The sequence below is a fragment of the Salipaludibacillus keqinensis genome (assembly GCF_003226325.1).
GTDB classification, from domain to species: Bacteria; Bacillota; Bacilli; order Bacillales; family Salisediminibacteriaceae; genus Salipaludibacillus; species Salipaludibacillus keqinensis.
In genome coordinates, this window is the sequence record NZ_PDOD01000001.1 from 721,914 (window position 1) to 743,679 (window position 21,766).

General features: G+C 38.6%; 20 protein-coding genes. 15 read left to right on the forward strand and 5 right to left on the reverse strand.

All coding sequences use genetic code 11. The features are described from left to right. Positions 1-3 precede the first annotated feature (3 nt). From CR194_RS03740 to CR194_RS03760, 5 genes are all read left to right on the forward strand, one after another. Positions 4-390 carry a GntR family transcriptional regulator gene (locus CR194_RS03740; RefSeq protein WP_110608284.1) on the forward strand — a complete coding sequence of 129 codons (387 nt, stop codon included), beginning with the start codon at positions 4-6 and terminating at the stop codon, positions 388-390. Beyond that, a complete protein-coding gene (locus CR194_RS03745) occupies positions 387-1,298 on the forward strand; it encodes an ABC transporter ATP-binding protein (RefSeq protein WP_110608285.1) in 912 nt (303 codons plus the stop codon). Before CR194_RS03740 ends, CR194_RS03745 begins: the two co-directional genes overlap by 4 nt. Beyond that, positions 1,270-2,013: a hypothetical protein gene (locus CR194_RS03750; protein ID WP_110608286.1), complete on the forward strand. Its 744-nt coding sequence runs from the start codon at positions 1,270-1,272 to the stop codon at positions 2,011-2,013. The genes CR194_RS03745 and CR194_RS03750 overlap by 29 nt, the downstream gene beginning before the upstream one ends. Then, the gene (locus tag CR194_RS03755) at positions 2,013-2,723 is read left to right on the forward strand and encodes a hypothetical protein (RefSeq protein WP_110608287.1); all 711 of its coding nucleotides are present in this window, start codon (positions 2,013-2,015) and stop codon (positions 2,721-2,723) included. The genes CR194_RS03750 and CR194_RS03755 overlap by 1 nt, the downstream gene beginning before the upstream one ends. A gap of 306 nt (positions 2,724-3,029) precedes the next feature. Continuing rightward, positions 3,030-3,890 (forward strand): STAS domain-containing protein, encoded by an 861-nt coding sequence (locus CR194_RS03760; protein ID WP_110608288.1) that lies wholly within the window; start codon positions 3,030-3,032, stop codon positions 3,888-3,890. A gap of 181 nt (positions 3,891-4,071) precedes the next feature. Here the strand turns inward: CR194_RS03760 and CR194_RS03765 are convergent, their stop codons facing one another. Then, entirely contained in the window at positions 4,072-4,836 is a 765-nt protein-coding gene (locus CR194_RS03765) for a DUF2087 domain-containing protein (RefSeq protein WP_110608289.1), read from the reverse strand. A 706-nt stretch (positions 4,837-5,542) separates the two neighbouring features. Between CR194_RS03765 and CR194_RS03770 the strand changes: the two genes are divergently transcribed. After that, positions 5,543-7,012, forward strand: coding sequence for a BCCT family transporter (locus CR194_RS03770; RefSeq protein WP_110608290.1), 1,470 nt, complete (start codon positions 5,543-5,545; stop codon positions 7,010-7,012). A 158-nt stretch (positions 7,013-7,170) separates the two neighbouring features. Here the strand turns inward: CR194_RS03770 and CR194_RS03775 are convergent, their stop codons facing one another. Beyond that, the gene (locus CR194_RS03775; protein WP_110608291.1) at positions 7,171-7,653 is read right to left on the reverse strand and encodes a PaaI family thioesterase; all 483 of its coding nucleotides are present in this window, start codon (positions 7,651-7,653) and stop codon (positions 7,171-7,173) included. A gap of 267 nt (positions 7,654-7,920) precedes the next feature. Between CR194_RS03775 and CR194_RS03780 the strand changes: the two genes are divergently transcribed. Genes CR194_RS03780 through CR194_RS03790 form a run of 3 tightly spaced genes read left to right on the forward strand, consistent with a single transcriptional unit; the run spans position 7,921 to position 11,573 of the window. Continuing rightward, a complete protein-coding gene (locus CR194_RS03780; protein WP_110608292.1) occupies positions 7,921-9,384 on the forward strand; it encodes a spore germination protein in 1,464 nt (487 codons plus the stop codon). Between the two features lie 21 nt (positions 9,385-9,405). Next, positions 9,406-10,494 carry a GerAB/ArcD/ProY family transporter gene (locus tag CR194_RS03785; RefSeq protein ID WP_110608293.1) on the forward strand — a complete coding sequence of 363 codons (1,089 nt, stop codon included), beginning with the start codon at positions 9,406-9,408 and terminating at the stop codon, positions 10,492-10,494. After that, entirely contained in the window at positions 10,491-11,573 is a 1,083-nt protein-coding gene (locus CR194_RS03790; RefSeq protein ID WP_110608294.1) for a Ger(x)C family spore germination protein, read from the forward strand. The genes CR194_RS03785 and CR194_RS03790 overlap by 4 nt, the downstream gene beginning before the upstream one ends. A gap of 91 nt (positions 11,574-11,664) precedes the next feature. Here CR194_RS03790 and CR194_RS20465 read toward each other — a convergent pair whose 3' ends face one another. Then, on the reverse strand, positions 11,665-11,823 hold the full coding sequence (locus CR194_RS20465) for a hypothetical protein (RefSeq protein WP_233254216.1): 159 nt from the start codon (positions 11,821-11,823) through the stop codon (positions 11,665-11,667). A gap of 610 nt (positions 11,824-12,433) precedes the next feature. Then, positions 12,434-13,447 carry a substrate-binding domain-containing protein gene (locus tag CR194_RS03795; protein ID WP_110608295.1) on the reverse strand — a complete coding sequence of 338 codons (1,014 nt, stop codon included), beginning with the start codon at positions 13,445-13,447 and terminating at the stop codon, positions 12,434-12,436. Between the two features lie 309 nt (positions 13,448-13,756). Here CR194_RS03795 and CR194_RS03800 point away from each other — a divergent pair, with 309 nt between their 5' ends. Genes CR194_RS03800 through CR194_RS03810 form a run of 3 tightly spaced genes read left to right on the forward strand, consistent with a single transcriptional unit; the run spans position 13,757 to position 17,423 of the window. Beyond that, entirely contained in the window at positions 13,757-15,418 is a 1,662-nt protein-coding gene (locus CR194_RS03800; protein ID WP_110608296.1) for a glycoside hydrolase family 13 protein, read from the forward strand. Then, positions 15,402-16,340: an MTP-1 family protein gene (locus CR194_RS03805; RefSeq protein ID WP_110608297.1), complete on the forward strand. Its 939-nt coding sequence runs from the start codon at positions 15,402-15,404 to the stop codon at positions 16,338-16,340. The genes CR194_RS03800 and CR194_RS03805 overlap by 17 nt, the downstream gene beginning before the upstream one ends. A gap of 12 nt (positions 16,341-16,352) precedes the next feature. Further along, positions 16,353-17,423: a BtaManbiosPhlase gene (locus CR194_RS03810; RefSeq protein WP_110608298.1), complete on the forward strand. Its 1,071-nt coding sequence runs from the start codon at positions 16,353-16,355 to the stop codon at positions 17,421-17,423. Positions 17,424-17,527: 104 nt separating this feature from the next. On the opposite strand, the gene CR194_RS03815 is transcribed toward CR194_RS03810, so the two are convergent. Beyond that, complete coding sequence (locus CR194_RS03815; RefSeq protein WP_110608299.1) at positions 17,528-18,118, reverse strand: DUF624 domain-containing protein; 591 nt, start codon at positions 18,116-18,118, stop codon at positions 17,528-17,530. 356 nt (positions 18,119-18,474) lie between these two features. On the opposite strand from CR194_RS03815, the gene CR194_RS03820 reads away from it, so the two are divergent. The 3 genes from CR194_RS03820 to CR194_RS03830 all read left to right on the forward strand — a co-directional run bounded on the left by CR194_RS03820 (position 18,475) and on the right by CR194_RS03830 (position 21,630). Continuing rightward, a complete protein-coding gene (locus tag CR194_RS03820; protein ID WP_110608300.1) occupies positions 18,475-19,782 on the forward strand; it encodes an ABC transporter substrate-binding protein in 1,308 nt (435 codons plus the stop codon). 81 nt (positions 19,783-19,863) lie between these two features. Beyond that, positions 19,864-20,751 (forward strand): carbohydrate ABC transporter permease, encoded by an 888-nt coding sequence (locus CR194_RS03825; protein WP_110608301.1) that lies wholly within the window; start codon positions 19,864-19,866, stop codon positions 20,749-20,751. Then, positions 20,752-21,630, forward strand: a complete 879-nt coding sequence (locus CR194_RS03830; protein WP_110608302.1) for a carbohydrate ABC transporter permease — start codon at positions 20,752-20,754, stop codon at positions 21,628-21,630. Positions 21,631-21,766 lie beyond the last annotated feature (136 nt).

The window sequence follows — 21,766 nt, forward strand, 5'->3', positions numbered from 1 at the left end:
GGCTTGTTTTTAAATACGGAAGGGTCAAAACCTATTTATATACAAATTGCTGAGTGGATTGAAACGGAAATTCTAAATGGAAATTTTGCCGTTGAAGAAAAAGTGAATTCTCAGTACCAGCTGGCTGAAATGTTTAACATTAATCCTGCTACGGCAGCTAAAGGGTTGAATATATTAGCTGATGAAGACATTTTGTTTAAAAAACGGGGGTTGGGGATGTTCGTATCACCTGAAGCGAAACAACAAATTGTGAAAAAACGAAAAGAACAAACGCTAAAAAGACTAGTACAAGAAGTAGTCCTCGAGGCGAGATACTTAGACGTAAGTGAACGAGAACTGATCCAGATGATTGAACAGGCAAACCAGAAAGGGGATGAAGAAGGAACATGAATATAATCGAAGTAAATAACCTTACGAAATCTTATGGTAAAACGAACGCCTTGAAACAGCTGTCTTTTTCAATAGAAGAAAATAAAATCACGGGGATCATTGGACGTAACGGAGCAGGGAAGACGACCATGTTAAATATTCTAGCGGGATTTATTAAGCCGACCTCTGGAGAAGTAAGTGTATTTTCAGAGAATCCATTTGATAATTTATTCGTATCCTCCCAGTCCATTCTAGTAGACGATACGATGATGTTACCCACAAGCTTATCGCTATCTGAATTATTGAAGGAAGCCTCGCGCTTTTATGAGCAATGGGATGAAACGTTAGCTCAACGATTATTTGACTATTTCTCTTTTGACCCTAATCAACATCACGATAAGCTATCGAAAGGGAAGAAAAGCACATTTAATACGATCCTAGGTTTAGCCTCGAGATGTCCGTTAACGATCTTTGACGAACCGACAATAGGGATGGATGAAGCGGTTCGAAAAGACTTTTACCGGGCGTTGTTGAAAGATTATTTGGCCCATCCGCGAACGATCTTGCTTTCTAGTCATCATTTAAATGAGATTGAAGATTTGTTAGAAGATGTATTGCTTATTAATGATGGTGCGACTTATTTACACATGCCAGTGTCAGAACTAAAGAGTTACGCGGTAGGGTTGAAAGGACCTGCTGATCTCGTAAAGAAATGGTCACGAGGACGAATCAACCTTTCTAGCAAAAATCTAGGACCTTCTCAATTATATGTAGTGTTGGAAAACGATTTTTCTGCAGAATCATTAGAAGAGATGAAGCGCAGCGGAATAGAGCTTTCTTCGGTTTCATCCAGTGACGTCTGTGTCTATTTAACAAGCACTTCTAAAGGAGGGATCGATGATGTCTTCAGCGACCGTGAAACTAGCTGATATAGTGAAAAAACAGTATTCATTTAAATTAAAGTCGTATATGGGTGTGTTCACCACGATGATTGTTCTTCATGGTTTAGCGATCCTGTTCTCGTTAAATGGAGTAGGCAGTATGGGAACGGGTATGGGAAGTTTAAGTGTGAACATCAATTATTATTCAGCGACGATCGTCGTGATGTTTACGATGATCTGGGGATTTATTTCAGCTATTTTAATTTCTACGAAAGCATACAGGTACGATGATTTTTCTTTCGTTACCAACCGCCTTAGCAGTCATTTAGCCAACGGCTTGTTTTTATTGACGATGAGTGTGGTCGGAGGGTTGACCGCCATCCTGTCCAGTTTTTTATTGAGAGTGATCGTTTATCTATATCATGGTTCAGGCTTTATTTTAGCTGACGGCATAGCCCAAGCTCCAATAGAATGGGTGATAGGGTTTATTGCCACAACATTTAATGTTTTATTTTTATGCGTGATTGGTTACTTCTTAGGCATGATAGGGCAATTTCATAAATCTCTTAAAGTTGTCCTACCAGTCGCAATTATAGGTCTGTTGTTTGTTAATGGCGGTGACGGAGGTGCCATTACTCAGGTGGTTCAGTTCTATTTTTTTGAATCGTCATTTCTGTTGTATAGTATGAAGATCCTTTTATCAATTTCCATTGTTTATGTTATTACAGTGATGAGCACCAAAAACATGGAGGTGATTCGCTAATGGGGTATATTTGGTTACCTATGATGATCATCTTGCTGTTGATTACCGCAGCCATCTTCTTCTTGAATAAAACATGGAAAAAAAGAGGGATCATTGTTGGCGTAAAAGGAACAAAACTAGTGTTAGCAGTTTATATAGGTGTATTAATCGTGTCCGTTCCCTTGGCTGTCTTTCTTTCGTCTCAAACAGAATCGTATGGGATTGAGAGGCTTACTTATAGTGAGCTAGAAAAGATCGAGGGCTCTCTTGAAGAGGCTTTAAGCAATGGTGAAGTGGAACAAATGTTATCAGAGCAGCGATCAGATAAATGGACGTTCAATTATGACAGGGAGGAGTTATTCATAAGTTTTCAGTCTGATTATATGTCGGTTGAAGTTTATGTTGAAAGAGATCCAGAATTGGATAATGAAATCGAAGCAATCTATTTTTACCCGAGAGTAGTAGTAGATGAAATGAATTTATCCAATGAAACAAATCCTATGGACATAGAGATTTCTGATGGACGTCTCAATATAAAAGAACCTTTAGAGACGGAATTAAGTTTTGCTGGATTTGAGAGAGAATTTCCTATTTCACAGTTTTACGGAGAGAGTTTTATGGGAAGAAGTTCGTCCTCTTCCATGAGTCAACCCATTATTTATTTACGTATTCCGGAAGAGTTAGAGTTGGAAACAGATTTCGATATTTATCTGACGGAAGTCAATCGGTAATAGTAAATGATGTAGCATAAGAAATTGGTGATTGATGCAAATTATTAGTAAGTATACTGAGCGAAATAAAATAAGTCTAAAAGATGACTTAACCTTCTTCTTTCATTGGTATGAGAAGAAGGTTATTTCACTTATTTGTCTAATTTTTCAGTCTATTAACAATAAATGGGATAAATAAGAAATAGTAAAAAATATCTCGTTAAAAGTGTGTTATATTAGAGAGAATTAGTTTGATGTAAGTGAACTCCTTAAAAGTAAGTACTTGCAGAATTAATTAAGTCTGTTCACGTAGGAGATGGAGTGTAAATGGAATATCTTCATAAAAGTAACCCTAGGATAGTGGAAGAGCTTTACCTAGTCGGAGAAGAATTACTTAGAAATAAAGAATGGATGGTTCGTTCAATCACTTCAGTGATGAATGAAAGTTCACAGGAGAATTCGCACCATGAATTAACGGATGATGAGTTGTTTCAGATTAGAACAGAATTTATAGATTTTGTTGCAAGTGTTTTCATGGACACTCCTAGGACGCACTCGATTGAAGAGTGGGCCAATAAGTTAGGTCTGTACGCCATTTCCCATGGGGGAAACCTTCCTGAGATTCTGCCAGTGGTGAAGCAATACCGGAAGATCATGTGGGAAGTAATTGAAGAGTGGGGAAACAAAAACGAGATGTTAAATGAGACGATCTTTAAAGCCTCATTAGTATTAAATAATGTTATTGATGATGCAACGACCGCCTTTTCAGCAGCGTTTATTGAACATCATGAAAAAAAGATCAAGGAAACAAATGATTTTATTAAAGAGATGTCTGCTCCAGTTGTTCCCATTTCCAAAGGCATTGCCGTGTTGCCGTTAATTGGACATTTGGATGAAGAACGGTCAATGATACTAATGGAAACGACAGTGAATGAAATTATTGATCACAAATTAGACCACATCTTTATAGATCTTTCAGGAGTTTCTGTCATAGATACTTACGTTGCGAGCAGGTTATCAGACTTAATGAAGACCTTGAAAATATTAGGGGTTACCCCAATTTTAAGTGGACTTCGTCCGGAAATGGCCCAAACCATCGTCTCTTTAGGAATTGATTTAACTTCGTTTAAAATCGTTAGTAGCCTAAAACAAGCATTAATTGACTTTGGAGTATGTAAAGAAATTTAATAAGAATCAATTGGGGAAAGTTCGTTGAAATAGTTGTCTCAAAAAACCTTTGTTTAGGATCTTTTATCTAAACAAAGGTTTTTTTACGGATTTAGACCATAGCCTTTTTAATTTTGTTAGGAATCATAATGATTCAAGTACGATTTCTACCGGTTTATCGCTTCTATCAATACATTCCTCCTCAATTTTTTACCCAATACTCATTGCAATCCTTGCTTCGCTCCATAAACCCATATTCAATTAAATAACGACGAATCGTGGCAAAATCAGGATGAACAGACTTGAGAATGACATTTACTTCTTTTTCAGAATAAATCTTGTTCCCTTCAAAGCGATTCATTAAGTGTTGTAACACAATAATCTTTCGTTTTTCTTTACTAGGGAACGAGTCAAGCGGACCATCAAGACCTTGTTTGAAATAGGTGGTTAATACCTTATCTTTTTCCTTCACTGTAGTAGCATAACGTTCATCAACCATTTTAGCCCCCTTATGAAACGGTACGAAGTCATTCGAACTCTTTTGTTTATCTGCTCTCAATAAGTTCATCATTGAGAGAAAAACTTTAGCCTGTTTTTCTTTTTCTTTGAATTTAAACCGATGACTTCTGATCGTTGAGGGGCTGCCCCCGTTAAATTCCTTTACGATTTCCTTGTCGTTTAGACCTTGTTTAAAGAAAACAAGTAGTTCCTTTTGATGTTCGGATAAGCCGGTGTACTTTTTGTCCATGCTTAAGAGGTATTCAAACATTGAATCATGCTGGTCGGTAATATGATGAACTATTGCCTTTTTCGCTTCGTAGAATCGACCTTCTTGTTGAAAAACCTCGCCGTTCTCAAATCGTTCATGACAGATTAAACATTCATACGCGGCTGTCTCTTCGTCATAAAAATAGCCGTCAGTTATTTGATCAATGGATGCTTTCCAAAATCGCTCTTCATTACTCATTTTATAAACAAACCTCCAATATGTTTATCAATATAAAAACATTATATATATTAGTTTATATAATAGCAATCTATTGTTTTGATATAAACTATTTAAAAGCGATGGATACAGACGGTTAACTTTGTAATCAAAGTTGGTGGTTTTCATAGTGCACCGTTTAGTAAGCAGAAGTAGATAAACGTCGATTTTTAAAACAATTTGTAACTTAATTGCTATAAAGAAGGAATAATATCGAAAAATGTCGAACTATTAGTTAATTCAAAAGAACTACAAGTAGTTTTTTCAACAGAGGTGAGCAAATCTATAATTAACTCCTAAGCAATGGCTAAATTGGGAGAAGAGCTAAAAATTCTATTGCCATCGTGATGGTGACAGAAGCGAGATTGTCAAACTGAAAGTGTGCCAAATTTCGTCGAAAATGGGGTTGGTGGAAGGAGAGAAAAGAGTGTAGAGTTGCAGCGATAGAAGGTTCGAATCACATGAGTACAAAAGAAACAAATAGTCTCTACATAACTCACTCCTATGAAAGCTTAGATAAATAAACTAGGGTCTATTAGCTAATCATAGAGTTTATAGGTGTGGGTCAAAATTGGCACAATTTATGAAAAGTTGTCTTGGGTTCCATCATGAATCATCACGAAATAAACCAATAGTATGAATTGGGATGATGCTTAGCAACCTAGAAATAAAGAGAGGGTGGAATACCATGAAAAATTTGACGATTGTTCTAAAGGTATCAGTGGCTCTAGCCTTACTGTTTGTAATGGTTGGCGTGATAATCCCGGAACAAATGGAGGCAGGACTTGAGTTAACGCAATCATTTATGTTTGAAACTTTTGGATGGTATTTTCAAATTCTTGTATCATTATTGCTTTTCTTCGCGATTTATCTCGCTTTAGGGAAGTATGGAAATATCAAATTAGGGACTCCGGACTCAAAACCAGAGTTTAGTCGACCGGTGTGGTTTGCTATGCTATTCTCAGCCGGAATTGGAATAGGCCTGTTTTTCTATGGTGTATCTGAGCCGGTAGCCCACTTTTCCGTACCTCCATCTGGACCGGGGGGCGTTGCAGAATCAGCTGTAGGTGGGGTAACTTACACCTGGCTCCATTGGGGTTTCCATGCTTGGGCGATTTATGCACTTGTGGCACTGGCACTAGCTTTGCAACAGTTCCGTTACAAATCGCCAGGACTCATAAGTACTACCCTTTCTCCTGTTTTTGGAGATCGGATGAGAGGGCCACTTGGCCATGTAGTGGATGTGATTGCCGTTTTTGCTACGGTATTTGGTGTAGCAGCTTCTCTTGGTCTTGGCTCTCAACAAATTAATTCGGGGTTGGTTTATTTATTTGATGTTCCTTACAGCTTTACTGTCCAGTTGATAATTATGGTCGTGATTACCATTATTTTCGTCACTTCAGCAACGACGGGTATACAACGGGGGATTAAATATTTAAGTTCAATTAACATTTCTATTTCAGCAATATTTTTGATCTTTATATTTATCACTGGGCCTACTTTGTTTTTACTTAACACGTTTACATCAAGTCTCGCTCATTACGTAGAAACATTTATTCCTATGGGGCTTCGTATGAGCCCAGTAGATCCAGATGAAGCAGGCTGGACACAAGGTTGGACAGTTTTCTACTGGGCGTGGTGGATATCGTGGACCCCATTTGTTGGGATGTTTATCGCCCGAGTATCAAAAGGACGAACGATTCGAGAATTTATTGCAGGGGTCATCCTTGCTCCAAGTCTTGTGACATTCTTATGGTTCGCCATATTAGGTGGCACGGGGATCCATTTAGAATTATATGAAGGGTTACTAGTATCAGGGGAATCACTTGAAACGGCTCTGTTCTTTGTTCTTCAAGAGTTGCCCTTTACTGCTCTTGTTTCAGCTTTAACGGTCATCATTATTACGATTTTCTTCGTAACAACGGCCGATTCTGCCACATTTGTGTTAGGTATGCAAACAACGGGGGGGAAACTAAATCCGCCCGTACAGATTAAAGTATTGTGGGGATTCATTTTTGTTGCAATTACGGCCGTTTTACTCCTGTCAGGGGGACTTCAGGCATTTCAAACGGCGATCGTAGTTAGCGCATTCCCTCTCTCATTTATCATTATCTTTATGTGCTTCGGTATCGTTAAAACCTTACAAGACGAAAATTAAAAGTTTGTTTTTCACAAAGTGAGACGTAAAAAAGCTATCTTTGATTCGGTTTTTATCCGAAGCAAAGGTAGCTTTTATTTATAGCTATCTTGGAAATAAAATGTTGAACGGGCATTCTTTTATTAGGTAGTGAGGAAGATAAAACATATGAATACCTATTATCTCTTCGTAAAATTCTTAGGCATGACCACTGCGACTACTTCTCCTGTGGCACAAATTTCTCCTTCTGCGAAAACTTCAGTATAAATCTTCCATTTCTTTGGGTGAATCGATTCAACGTGTCCAATGGCTTTTAAAGGGATTCCATGAGGGGTGGGCTTCTTAAAATCTACGTGTAAAGATGCTGTCACAAATCGTGGTGGATCTTCGCCATCCCCAAGTTCGTGTGCGTTGTCACGGTGGAGGGCAAGAGAGGCGGAACCTGTGCCGTGACAATCAATCAAAGACCCTAGTAGTCCGCCATAAACGAAACCTGGTAATGCTGTGTGTTCTGGTCGAGGTTGGTAGATGGTTATGGTGCGTTCGCCATCCCATCCTGTTCGAAGCTGAAGTCCGTCTTTGTTTAGTCTGCCACATCCATAACACCATGAAAAATCATCGGGGTAAAAATCTTGAACAGCATGAACGACTTTTTCTTTCATCGATTAGCACTCCTAGTCATTGGATTTTATAGGTGGGTTGAACGCCAAAAGGATTTAGTTACCATGATTAACCGCAGCCCAGCCTATGAGTTTTATCGCCGGTAAAACCTCCTAATATTCGACTATAACAATCGTAACGAATAATAACTGGAAATACAATACAAGTTAGAAACCTATGCGAATATTTTTCACACCACGCTAAACGAATAAACTCTTGGCTTATATCAGATAATAGTTTAACAAGCTTTAAGAAGGTGGGGGAGAAAGATGAGCGATAAAGATAAAATCACACTCCCGGCTCTAATGGAAGAATTTCAAGAATCCAATGATTTTCACTTGCAACCCGTCAAAATTGGTGGCCAGCCTTTTCAATTGTTTTATATGACGACTTTGGCAGATCAATCTGTCATTACAAAAGATATTCTGCCTTCTTTAAGACAGGTACTTACACCAGATTTAGAAGATATTCAACGGGAACTTCCGTTTATAAACACAGTGATAACCACTGATGGATCGGTCATTGAGGAGAATATTTTAAGAGGATATTTAGGACTAAACCATAGCGGTGCAGATGAGTGTTTGATGATACCAGCGAAGGAAGAGAAGATAAGAGATATAACAGTACCGGAAGTTGAATTTAGTGTTATTGGACCTAAACAAGCTTTTATTGAAGATATACAAACGAACATACAGTTAATACGAAGACGTCTTCCAGTAAAAGAGTTGAAAATGATTGAACTGGAGGTAGGGTCATTATCGAAGGCAAAAGTAGCCATTATTTATTTGAAAGACATTGCTAATGAAGAAAATGTAAATACGATGAAACAGAGGATTTCTGATATTGACTTTGATCACATAGATGACAGCTCCTACATTAATCAAATGATTGAGGATAATTCCATGTCTCCATTCCCACAGTTGATTGATACAGAACGTCCTGATCGTGTGGCAGCCTCTTTATCAGAGGGGAAAGTAGCCGTATTAGTGGACGGTTCTCCTACTGCAATCACTGGTCCTACAACATTTATTGAATTTTTTTCAGCCTTTGATGATTACTTTTCCAGTTGGCACATTTCTTCTGTTGTCAGAGTAATTAGATTATTAAGTGTTGCGTTTTCAATTTTTGCTACAGCCATTTATGTCGCTGTCCTCACTTATCACTCGCAGTTAATACCAAAAGATCTTCTGTCAACACTGATTCAATCACGGCAAGCTATTCCTTTTCCACCCATCATCGAGGCATTGTTCTTAGAATTAACGATCGAGTTGCTTCGTGAAGCAGGCGCTCGTCTTCCTACGAAAGTCGGTCAAACGATCGGGATCGTAGGGGGAATCGTGATCGGGACGGCGGCTGTGGAAGCAGGCTTAACAAGTAATGTATTGTTAATTATTGTCGCTCTTTCAGCCCTAGCATCATTTACGACACCAATATACAGAATAGGTAATACCATTCGTGTTCTTCGTTTTCCATTTTTAATCGTTGCACAATTGTGGGGGCTTATCGGTATTTTCATAGGTATAGGAGTATTACTTGTTCACTTAATAGGTTTAACTTCTCTTGGTAGACCTTATTTGGAACCTATCTTTCCTCCAAGAGTAGCGGACTTTAAAGATTCGATCATTCGACTACCCTTTAGTATGCAATCAACGAGACCAAGCCTTATGCGCACACCTCGTTCAAAACGATTTAAGAAGGAAGAAGCCGAGAAAAAAAAGGATATTGATGAATAGCTAGAAAAGGGGGATTTACAGATGACGAACCCAATACCCGAACGTAATCTTATATCCCCTTTTTTAGTATTATTCCTTATCAATGCGATGCAAGTAGGCGTCGGGGTGTTAGGATTTCCTCGTTATGTTGCTATCGATGTTGATTATGATGGATGGATTGCTGTTATTCTTGGTGGATTCTTAACTTCAGTAGCTATTTGGCTTATTTTTATCATTTTAAGGCGTGGAAACGGAGATATTATTGAAGTACATAAGAAAGTTTATGGAAAATGGTTAGGTGGATTTTTATCTTTTCTGATCTTACTTTACCTTCTATCCCTTTCTCTCGTTGTGTTACGTACCTATATAGAAGTGGTTCAAATATGGGTTTTTGCTCAATTGGAAACATGGGCACTTTCTTTAGTGTTTTGTGCATTGGCGTATTACACGATTGTCAAAGGGTTTCGGGTAGTAACGGGTATTTGTTTCATTAGTGTGATTTTATCATTCCTTACGTACGTAAGTTTATTTGGACCTTTGGAATTCATGGAAATGAGAAACCTTTTACCTATTGTCGACCACACCCCTATAGAATTTTTAAAGGCAACTAAAACAATGGTTCTCAGTTATTTAGGTGTGAAAATGCTTTTGATTTATTATCCATTTATTAAACAACCAGAAAAAGCTTTGAAATGGGCCGTCGGTGGAAACGTCTTAACGATGATCATGTATTTAAGTGTTTCTTTAGTAGCCTTTATTTATTTCAGCCCTGATCAATTGCAACGAACAATTTGGCCGTTACTTAGCATGTGGCAGATTATTGAGATGCCCTTTTTAGAAAGGTTTGAATTTATCGCCATTCCTGTTTGGAGTATCGTCGTTTTACCTAATATCTGTTTAGGTTTATGGTCTACAAGTCGGGGCTTTCGATTATTGTTCTCTTTCAATCAGCATCAAACGTTAATTGTCTTACTGATCATTGTATTTTGCTTGAGCAGTATGCTTCAAACGCGCGCCTCTATAGATTTGTTGAACACGGTTGTTTCAGAGACGGGATTTTATTTAACATACGTTTACCTTCCCATCCTTTGGTTGATCCAAACGATCCGGTTGAAAGGACGTTCCACATGAAAAAATTAATGATCATCTTCTTACTCCTAACTACCGCATGCGTACCTACGAAAATCGTTGACGAACTCATGCTTATCCACGCGACTGGATTTGATTACATAGACGAGAAGAATATGAGGGCCACGATCAGTGTTCCCGTTTATCATCAGGGCTCGGGACACAGTGCAGGAGAACAGTCCGTTACAAGTGAAACGATCACAGGCGTTGGACACACGGCCAAGGATATTAGAAGCGAAATGGATAGTAAATCACCCCGTTTAATTGAGAACAGTAAATTAGCTGTGGTGTTATTTGATCACGAGACCGCAAATAATGGAATCATAGACACCGTTGACACGTTTTACCGGGATCCAACGGTAGGTCAACGTGTATATTTAACGGTTTATGAAGGACAAACGAGAGAACTCTTGGAGCAAAATTTGTCCCTCCAACCAGAGATCTCCCGTTATTTAACCGAACTGATCGAACAAAATATTAAGAATCATGAGCTTCCAAAAAGCAATATGCATGTTTTTTTATACCGCTATTTTCAAAAAGGAATGGACCCTTTCCTTCCTTACTTAAAAAAGTCAGACGGTCAAGTGCAAGTAGATGGTCTAGCCATATTTAAAAAAGATAAAATGTGTACCATTTTATCTCGGGAAGATTCGTTTATATTTAAGATGTTAGTTGAAAGCTTCCAGGAAGGGACGTTTGAAATTTCTCTTAAAGACGAAGAGTATGCAACGATCATGAACTTAAGTACTCGTGCGAAATATTCATTGCAAAAAGATTCTGACTCTCCGAAGATTACGATCAACCTCTTTACCAAAGGCTATGTTAATGAATATTCAGGGGAGACGTTGGATCAAAAGAAACTCGATGCGATAAATGAAATTCTGGAAGAGGAATTAACTAAAAAAATATCAACGATGATCGAAACCTTCCAAGAATTAAACGTAGATCCAATTGGTCTAGGATTTCAGGTGAAAACGAGGACGAGAGGCTGGGATGAAAAAGAGTGGACAAGGCAATATCCTGACGTTCCTGTCGATGTTAACGTTACAACTAAAATCACTCACGGAGGAGTAAGTGAATAGCAGAGTTAGAGGTGGACCGTAGAAGCGGTCCTTCTAATTATAAGATAAACTAAAGGAAAGCACCCTGGTTCGGGTGCTTTTGTTTAAATTGTCAAAGTAAATAGGATAACCCAATGATAACCACAGAGATATAAAAGAGTATTTCCAACCATAGTTTACTTCCGCTGTTGATTAATTGTATAGCTTTGTATCCACATCGTGCGATAATGATCAGCCAAGCAATCATAAGAATTATTGCAGGAATTTCCAAGATGAACGCCTCCTTTCTATTGAATGAATGGTTCTTTACATGTTTATGAAGAAGGGGGACGAACTATTATCGTTTTTGTGCTACGTAATGGAATTCAATTTGTTAGATGGAATACTATTCTTCAAAGAAAGACAAGATGGATTCGATTTAGTGATTAATTGGATATTAAACAATTACATAGAATACGGTCTTAGCATGTAATGAGTATAGATTTATTACATTAAAATTTCGGCGAGTGCTTTCTTGACCCGATATTAACAACATAGCAAATGTTAAAGATGCTCCTAGAATAGGTATAACTATGGTAAAAGGAGAAATAAGTGGAGAAAACCGATGTTAGTTTATTCGATCAACAGGTTCTAAAAGGTTAATTCTTATAACATTAGTTAGAAGTTATTAAGCTTAAATCACTAAAAACCAGCACGGAAAGTCCGCACTGGTTAGTAAACGTATGTTTAATTCATCAAGGAACGAAGGGATGTTATTATCAAATTCTAGACTATGATATTCCCTATTTATGATCTTCAGATCAGTCACTTCTAAATAAGATATTTAATTAAATTATTCATAAATGGACAGTAGATAGCACATCATTTTTTAGAGTTTAAAGCTATTCATTCTTAACTGTAGTAGTAGATTCTCTGACGATTAAGTTGGAGTCGATAAGAATCTCTTGGATCGGGTCGTTTGGATGATCCATTCTCCAGAACAGCTGCTCTATCGCTTTTTTTCCATACAATTGCAAGTCTACGTTCATTGTCGTTGTCTTTGGGTTGGATATCCGTGATAACTGGCCGTTATCAAAACTGCACACAGAAACATCAGCTGGTACATTAATTCCTTTTGATTGTAGATTCGTTAAAAGAAAAAAACCTAGACCGTCATTCGTGCAAAACCATGCTGTGGGTAGGGCATCGAGTTTATCAATCGATTGTCCAACCCCTTCACCAGATTCTTTTACCTCAGTGATAACAAACTTATTGTTCAATTTTACGTTATTATCCTTTAACGCTAATAAAAAACCCTCATATCGTTCTTGGTAACTTGGAGAACGATTAACATCCCCTAGAAATCCAATCTGTTTATGTCCTAGATTGATCAAGTGATGTACGGCTTTAAAAGCCGCAAACCGATTATTTATCAAGATGGCATCCGCTGGATTAAGTGGATGGTGATGGTCGATTAACACGGTAGGAATACCAGTATCAATGATACGGTTGATATAATCGGTGCTGATGTGTGACAGGATGATGATGCCTGACACGGACCGGTCTTGAACAAACGAAGGCAATGACAAATGATCCCTAGTATGATCATCAATAGATTGAATCAGTAAATTCATGCCTCTTTGGTTTACCTCTTTTTCTATCGTTAAATAAATATCCCCAAAGAAATTTAGTGAAAAAGCAAGGTCTGAAGCGATAAGGGCAATATTTCCTGAGTGATTAGCCTGATTTTGTTTTTTTGCAATCGAATACTGATATCCTAATTCTTCTGCTTTGGTTTTAATCAGTTGTCTTGTTTCTTCACTGACACCTGGTTTTCCGGAAAGCGCCTGAGACACGGAATTTTTAGAAATATTTAATTCTCGAGCAATATCTTGCATCGTAATTTTTTTAGCCATGACTTTCACACCTTTTATAGCTAGATTCTCAAAGAGTTGCTTGAGTTCTGTACGGTTATTATTTTTTGTAACGTTACATTTATAATATAGTATATTCCTTCCAAAAAGTAAATCAATTTAGATTAAACATTGGCAAATAAAGATTTCAAAACATATTGACTAACTAAAAAAATGACGTTACCATTACAAGTAAAGTTACTTATAGGTATATTGTCATTTAATATCATGTAAAAATAAATTTTGTAATGATTGATAATAAGGCTTATATAAAGTTGTGCTTTACGATACGCATAGAGGGAGGGATAGTCAATGGGAACCCCTAAATGGTGGCAGACGGCGTTGTTTTACGAAATATATATGCCGAGCTTCTGTGACGGAAACAACGATGGAATTGGTGATTTCAACGGCATTCGGTCGAAACTAAGCTATTTGCAGGAGCTAGGAGTAAAAGCAATTTGGCTGACTCCTTTTTATGTGTCACCGAAAATTGATAACGGTTACGACGTTGCGGATTACGAGAACATTGATCCAATTTACGGATCAATGGGAGATTTCGATCGTTTTATAGAAGATGCCCACCACATGGGAATAAAAGTAATCGTCGATCTTGTTTTGAATCATACATCGACGGAACACGCATGGTTTAAGGAAGCTGCTTCTGACGTCACGAGTGACAAAAGAGACTGGTATATATGGAAAGACCCTGTAGATGACGGGCCGCCGAATAACTGGCAGTCATTTTTCGGTGGAACAGCTTGGGAGCTTGATGAGAACTCAGGTCAATATTATTACCATGCGTTTGCGAAAGAACAGGCAGACTTGAACTGGGCCAATCCTAAAGTGAAAAGGGCAATGTTTGACGTCATGGAATTTTGGCTCAAGAAGGGTGTAGACGGATTTCGCTTAGACGTGATTAATTTTCTCACTGTGCAGTCTGCATTTCCGGATAATCCTTATGACGACGCGAAAGAAGAGCAACTCCATCAATATGATAAAGATCAAAAAGGGATTTTTCAGATTATCAAAGAAATTTCTACATTTGTTCATCAATATGAGGGGAAGTTTTTACTCGGTGAAGTAGGATCAGAGGATTTGAATGTACTGAAAAAATACATTGGACCTGAAAAATTAGATGCTATATTTAACTTTAATTTAGGAAGTTTGGAAACGTTTGATGTAGATAAAATATTCTCACAAATGCAGGCAATGGAAGAAGGGTACGTCATCAAGGACTTGCCGACTTTGTTTTTCAGTAGTCATGATATGTCCCGGCACAACAGCCGGTTTAGTGCGGGAGAAACAAAAGAAGACCGTCAAAAAAGAACGAGAGTGGCTGCTTCACTTATCCTGACAGCAAAAGGAATTCCATTCATATATTACGGGGACGAAATTGGAATGCCTGATTTCGAGGCTGACCATTTAACCGATTTGAACGATGTTCAAGGATTAACAGCCTATGAAATGGCCCTTGAAGCAGGTAAAACAGAGGAAGAAGCAATGAAGTACGCAAACGACAAAGGGCGGGATAAATCTCGTTCGCCAATGCAGTGGGATGATTCCCTAAATGGTGGTTTCTCAAAGAAAGATCCTTGGTTACCGTTGTCTTCTCGCGATTGTCAACCGAATGTTGCGGCTGAAATGCAGGATGAAAAGTCACTGCTCTCTTTTTACAAAATACTTATAAATTTAAGAGATCAACACCTGGCGTTAAGAACTGGAACATACAAAACGTTAAAAAAATCAGGAAGTCTTCTTGTTTATGAACGAGAATGCAGCACGGAAACAGTGTTAGTTGTATTAAACTTCAGTCGGCGAAGCAACTCTTTTCCAACTATTGATATGAAGGGGTACCGTCCTGTGTTTTCCAGCTGTCGGCCAATAAGGGAGATATTGAACCTTGAAACCGTGTTACCTTATGAAGTGCTAATTTATTCAGAGAGGATGGATGAAGACAATGATCAAACTGACTAAAGGGGAAGTGAAAACGTGTTCAGTACTCGTGGAGGAATTCAAGAAAAATCCTGAGAACCCTGAAAAAATCACGTTTTCCGGTGTCGGAAATAAAGACGTCTATAACATTACTGCTCCCTTTGAAGATGAAGGAGAGCAAGTAATAGCAGGTAGAGTGGAAGACCGAGATAGTGAACATTCTGAAGTGCATTTCTTTGTTGAAGTGAACGGGGAATGGAAGCCACGTCAAGGGGCACCAGTCTTTTCTCTGCAAGATCCTTTTGTAACAAAGGTTGCAGGTGAACGAATCTTAGGAGGAGTAGAGATTTTTCCTCATCCAACGATAAAAGACGGACTTGGTTGGAGAACGGTTTTTTATAAAGGTGATCGACTTGCTACTTTAACTCCGTTTTTTAAAGGTCCCGATGGCATGAAAGATGTGCGTATTGTTGAGCTTCCTAACGGAGAAATTGGTATCTTCACTCGCCCGCAAGGAGAAAAAGGTGGCAGAGGAGAGATAGGTTTTGCAAAAGTCGCTTCGTTAAGTGAGTTAACTGTCGAAGTCATAAATGACGCCCCTTTACTCGAAGGACAGTTTATTAAAGAGGAGTGGGGCGGAGCAAATGAAATTCATGTGCTGAGTAATGGATTGCTGGGTGTGCTCGGACATATCGCCTGCTTTGATGAGGCAGGAGACCGTCATTATTATCCTATGGTGTTTGCGGTTAACCCGGAGAACCACCAATTCTCAGACTTACAAATTATCGCGACCCGCGCGGATTTTCTTCCTGGAGAATCGAAGCGACCGGACTTAGCTAGTGTGGTATTTAGCGGAGGACTCGTAAGAAAAAGCAATGGAAAGGCAGAATTATATTCAGGCATAAGTGACGCGGAAGCGCAAAACATCGTCATTGAAGATCCGTTTAGTCAATATGAACAGTGAGGAGTTTGATTAATGAAGACATACCGATATGAGGAAAACCCAATTATTACACCTGAAGATGTGGTGCCGCATAGAGAAGATTTTGAAGTTATAGGTGCGTTTAATGCCGGAGTAGCTGAATACAATGGAGAAATTCTCATGCTGCTTAGAGTGGCGGAACGTCCAATTAGCGACGATCCCTCGATTGTCAAAGCACCTATTTTTAATGCAAAAACAAACAAGCTGGAAATCATTCGTTTATCTGCAGATGATGAGAGATATGACTTTACAGATCCCCGGACAATCCGTTATGCCGGAGAACCGGACAGCTTTGCTTATTTAACTTCTCTTTCCTATTTGAGGTTAGCTCGCAGTAAAGATGGCCGGCATTTCCATATTGAGCCTGATCCGTTTATTTATCCATCTCGGGATCTTGAAACCTACGGCATTGAGGACCCACGGATCACTCAAATTGGTGACACGTACTACATCTATTACAGTGCCGCATCCTCTGTAGGAGTAGGGGAGTCACTTGTCTCAACAAAAAATTGGCAAAATGTTACCTATCATGGAATGATTTTTGCCCCTGAGAATAAAGATGTTCTAATTTTCCCGGAAAAAATCAACGGGAAATACTATGCCCTTCACCGACCAGTTCCTAAAAGTGTTGGATCTCCGGAAATATGGCTGGCGGAATCAGATAACTTGCTGTATTGGGGCAATCATAAACATTTAATCGGTTTAAGACCTGGGAAATGGGATGACGGGCGGATTGGCGGTGGAGCTGTACCAATTAAAACCGATAAAGGTTGGTTGGAATTATATCATGGCGCTTCAACAGATCATCGCTATTGCATGGGTGCGGTCCTAGTCGATTTAGAAGATCCTTCCAAAGTGATAGCTCGTTCAGAATTCCCATTATTAGAGCCAGAAGCGGACTATGAAGTGAACGGATTTTTCGGTAATGTTGTATTTTCTTGTGGGGCGATTGTAGAGGGCGATGTGGTCAAGATGTATTATGGTGTTGCCGATACATCCATGGCCTGCGTGGAGTTAAGTTTACAAGGGATTCTCGATTCTCTTTTTACAATGAAAACAATATAAGCAAAGGCTGTCGGTCGACTGGTTCTTACCGACAGCTTTTTAAATAGTTAACAAATCACGTTACTTTATGATTACAAGAAGAAGAAAATGTTACAAATTACATTTTATGGAGTGAGAACTTTCTTACCAAATAGGTAATAATGCATAATCAAAAAATGTACTGGGAGCATAACAAATATAAATGCAATGAGTGTAGGGATTGAGATCAGTGTGATCATTGTTAAAGGAAACAATAAGAACAATCCTTGCCAAAAGTTATGTTTAAGCATATACAAGCAAGTTTGAAAGGTTTCTTTCAATGACCCTGATGACGTTTGAACCAAGGCGGTAAAAACATACTGCGAAACGAGGATCAAGGCGATAAAGCAATAAAAACACAGCATCCCGTAAGCTTTTCCTAAGAACCCCGGCTGTTGAAAAAAATAAATGAAGTTTGCGAGCAAAATTAATGAAGGTAGTGTGATGATTATCGCTAAAAGAAAACCTTGTTTTAAGTATTGTTTAACCCCAGAAAAGAAATGGATCAAACGACTGTCCTCCCGGTTTATGATTTGAAAAACATAATGAGAGTAACCGGCAGTAGCAGGTCCGATCGTGACGATCGGTAAAGAGAGAATCAGCCATAAGACACCGGCTATTAAGATTTTAAACAGGTGATAGAAATATTGTTTAAATGAACGAGCTAAAATACGCATGGGTATAGGTCTCCTTTCGATTGGCTCGATTCTATCGTACCATTGTAACGCAATTAAAAATACAGTAACGTTACAGATTATAAAAATAATTTAAAATTAGGTTGACTAATTGTTAATTGTTTATTAAACTGAACGTAACGTTACAGAGAGTTACAAATCTAGAGAAGTTATCTTCTTTTAATACAAAAGAAGAAGTTAATATACTTCAAGCATTTGAAAGCGGTTACTGACTTTGTGGAACTTATCTTTAAAAAGTTTTTAAAAAGTCATGAAGCGGTTTGACAGTGCATGATTGGCACTCTCGAATTCATAGGACTGTAAGTCATTCTTTTCATTATAAACAAGGGGGTACTGCAATGAAAGCAGGAAAATTAGTAAGTTCGCTAGGTATGGTTTCATTACTTGCTGTTATGGTCGCATGTAACGATGAATCTTCAGGAAATAACGCTGAGAACAACAACGGTGGAAACAACAATGGTGGAAATAATGATGAGGGAAGCGCCGAGAAAGCAAATATTGATTTTGCAGCTTGGGGCGGACCGGAAGAAATCAATGAACTTCAAGAATTAGTTGATGGAGTTAATGAAAAATCAGATGAATATGAGATCAACTTAATTACGATTGCGGATGACTATCCAACAGCACTTCAAACACGAGTGGCTGGAAACAATGCGCCAGATATTTTTTATCTCTCGCAAGAGTGGGTATCCACATATGCAAATTCGGATGTATTACTAGATTTAACAGAGTATGTAGAGAATGATGAAGATTTGGAATTGGAACACTACTACGAAGATACGATCCGAGTTTCTTCATATGATGACAAATTATATGGATTACCTTGGATTTCAAATCCAGTCATTTTGTATTATAACGTTGATATATTTGACGAAGCGGGAATTGACTATCCGGATGAAAGCTGGGATTGGGATCAATTCCGCGATGTTGCCAAAGAGCTTACGAAAGATTTAAATGACGATGGACGTACAGACCAATGGGGCTTTACGACTCACGGATGGCCTCCGACACACCAGTGGATCTGGTCAATGGGCGGAGATGTAGTATCGCAAGATGGAGAAGTTCTCGTTGATTCACCAGAATCTATTGAAGGCCTTGAAATTCTAAATAGTATTTTGAATGAAGATGAAAGTATTCCTGCTTCCAATACAATTGAACAACAAGGTCTTGCGGAAATGTTTAAGGCTGGCCGAATTGGGATGTTCATGGGCGGAGCAGCTGATGATTTAGACCGCGTTGAAGGAATGAATGTAGAAGCAACCGTTGTTCCTAAAGGAGAAGAAAGAGTTACGTTTAACTGGTTAGCATCGATGGTAGCTAGCGCGGACACAGAAGATCCAGATGTAACTTACCAAGCTCTAAAGGACATGACTGAAGCGATTCATACTTGGAAAATCGTACCTCCAGACAGCCGACTTGCGGATACGGTATTAGACATTGAGCCAAGAAAGACAGAATCAGCAGCTCAAGCTATGACAGAATCGATGGAATTTGCCCGAGGATTCTCAGGACATCCTCAACAACAGCAAATTGATACAATTGTATGGGATCATTTAACAAGTCCATTAATCGAAGGTACTGGCTCTCCTCAAGAGTTAGCTGAAGATACAGCAGAACAACTAAGAAATTTATTAGAGCAAGAATAATGGATGGTAGAAGGATCAAAGTCCATGACTTTGATCCTTTTGATTATCTTGTTAAGGCAGAGTTGACAAGGAGTGTACGCCATGAGTGACAGAAAAAAAGTCCTTAAGAAGAATTTAGAGGGGTATCTCTTTATCTCTCCTTGGATTTTAGGCATGTTGTTATTTACAGTAGGACCGGTATTTGCGTCTTTTTACATTAGTTTCACAGATTGGAATACCTTCCAATCGCCGAACTTTGTAGGATTCGATAATTTTGTTGAGTTAAGTCAAGACTCTAAGTTTTGGCAATCGTTAAAAGTGACCTTTACTTATGCATTATTTAGTGTACCCCTGAATTTGGTCGGCGGGTTACTTGCTGCAATGCTTTTAAATCAAAAAGTTCGCGGAATGAAGATATTTAGAACGATTTTTTACTTACCGGCGGTCGTCTCAGGGGTTGCTACAGCCTTGCTATGGAGATGGATTTTTAATACAGATGTTGGTTTAATTAACAGCACGTTGGCTAAAATCGGAATTGATGGTCCGAACTGGTTGGGAGACCCTAATTTCGTTTTACCGTCTTATATTATTATGAGTCTTTGGGGATTTGGAAATGCGATGCTGATCTTTTTAGCGGCGCTTCAAGATTTACCGAAACAACTTTACGAATCAGCAGATATTGATGGTGCGAGTATTCTGAGGAAGTTCTGGCACATCACACTGCCACAATTGTCCCCGATTGTTCTCTTTAACTTAATTATGGGGATCATCGCTGCGATGAAAATATTCACCGAAGCCTACATTATCGGTGGTGCAGGGGACGCTGGTTTATTCTATATGCTTTATTTATGGCAAAATGCTTTCCAATTTATGAGAATGGGATATGCTTCGGCCATGGCATGGGTGTTCTTTATAATTATTCTTGCCATAACGTTACTTATTATCAAATCTTCACCTCTTTGGGTGTATTACGAAGGGAAGAAGAAATAAATGGCACAAAAACAAGCAACCTCTCAAAATAAAGCAGGATCAAGGAAAGCGCTCAAGACTTTTTTGAACAAAGTCTTCGTCTACATGGCTCTTTTTGCCGGAGGATTTATCTTTTTAGTTCCTTTCTTTTGGATGGTGTCCACGTCTTTGAAAGATTCAGCGGTTATTTTTCAATTTCCACCACAGTGGATTCCGGACCCAATTGTGTGGGGGAACTACGTGGAAGCGATGACCTTTGCACCCTTCCACTTGTTCTTTGCTAACTCGTTAATTATAGCTAGTTTATCGATGATTGGCGAAGTTTTTACCGGAGCGCTTGTCGCTTATGGCTTCGCAAAACTTGAGTTTAAAGGAAAGAATGTGTTATTTATTATTGTCCTTGCGACTATGATGCTTCCTGGGGAAGTCACGATGATTCCGGTATTTATTATGTTCAGTTCGATTGGGTGGATAGATACATTTCTTCCACTAATCGTACCATCTTATTTCGGGGGCAGCGCATTCTTCATCTTCATGCTGCGACAATTCTTCTTAGGAATTCCGAATGAGCTGGAAGACGCTGCACGGATTGACGGTTGTAATACATTTCAGATTTTCTATAAGATTGCGTTACCATTATCGAAGCCTGCTCTGGCTGTTGTTGCGATCTTCTCTTTCCATGGAAAGTGGAATGACTTCTTAGGACCATTAATTTACTTGAACTCAATGGAAAAATATACTGTTCAGTTAGGGTTGGCGATGTTCCAAGGGATGTTCCAAACAGAGTGGTCATTATTGATGGCAGCTTCGATTGTCGCATTGCTTCCTGTCCTACTTATCTTCTTCATGTTCCAGAAATACTTTATTGAAGGAATTAAGCTGTCAGGGATTAAAGGTTAAAAGGTAAGTATTCACATTTGCAAGTATGTTCTTTGAAACATAGTAGTTCGATGTAATGACAGATCCCTTCAAATCACAAAAGTTGATTTGAAGGGATCTTTTTAATATGATAGATTCTTTTATATTTCCTTACAGA

Coding starts and splice junctions, on each gene's coding strand:
- CR194_RS03815 (WP_110608299.1), bottom strand. CDS start 18,118: ATGCGTATTTTAGCTCGTTCATTTAAACAATATTTCTATCACCTGTTT.
- CR194_RS03760 (WP_110608288.1), top strand. CDS start 3,030: ATGGAATATCTTCATAAAAGTAACCCTAGGATAGTGGAAGAGCTTTAC.
- CR194_RS03790 (WP_110608294.1), top strand. CDS start 10,491: ATGAAAAAATTAATGATCATCTTCTTACTCCTAACTACCGCATGCGTA.
- CR194_RS03830 (WP_110608302.1), top strand. CDS start 20,752: ATGGCACAAAAACAAGCAACCTCTCAAAATAAAGCAGGATCAAGGAAA.
- CR194_RS03785 (WP_110608293.1), top strand. CDS start 9,406: ATGACGAACCCAATACCCGAACGTAATCTTATATCCCCTTTTTTAGTA.
- CR194_RS03780 (WP_110608292.1), top strand. CDS start 7,921: ATGAGCGATAAAGATAAAATCACACTCCCGGCTCTAATGGAAGAATTT.
- CR194_RS03775 (WP_110608291.1), bottom strand. CDS start 7,653: ATGAAAGAAAAAGTCGTTCATGCTGTTCAAGATTTTTACCCCGATGAT.
- CR194_RS03805 (WP_110608297.1), top strand. CDS start 15,402: ATGATCAAACTGACTAAAGGGGAAGTGAAAACGTGTTCAGTACTCGTG.
- CR194_RS03810 (WP_110608298.1), top strand. CDS start 16,353: ATGAAGACATACCGATATGAGGAAAACCCAATTATTACACCTGAAGAT.
- CR194_RS03750 (WP_110608286.1), top strand. CDS start 1,270: ATGTCTTCAGCGACCGTGAAACTAGCTGATATAGTGAAAAAACAGTAT.
- CR194_RS03825 (WP_110608301.1), top strand. CDS start 19,864: ATGAGTGACAGAAAAAAAGTCCTTAAGAAGAATTTAGAGGGGTATCTC.
- CR194_RS03745 (WP_110608285.1), top strand. CDS start 387: ATGAATATAATCGAAGTAAATAACCTTACGAAATCTTATGGTAAAACG.
- CR194_RS03755 (WP_110608287.1), top strand. CDS start 2,013: ATGGGGTATATTTGGTTACCTATGATGATCATCTTGCTGTTGATTACC.
- CR194_RS03765 (WP_110608289.1), bottom strand. CDS start 4,836: ATGAGTAATGAAGAGCGATTTTGGAAAGCATCCATTGATCAAATAACT.
- CR194_RS03820 (WP_110608300.1), top strand. CDS start 18,475: ATGAAAGCAGGAAAATTAGTAAGTTCGCTAGGTATGGTTTCATTACTT.
- CR194_RS03770 (WP_110608290.1), top strand. CDS start 5,543: ATGAAAAATTTGACGATTGTTCTAAAGGTATCAGTGGCTCTAGCCTTA.
- CR194_RS03800 (WP_110608296.1), top strand. CDS start 13,757: ATGGGAACCCCTAAATGGTGGCAGACGGCGTTGTTTTACGAAATATAT.
- CR194_RS03795 (WP_110608295.1), bottom strand. CDS start 13,447: ATGGCTAAAAAAATTACGATGCAAGATATTGCTCGAGAATTAAATATT.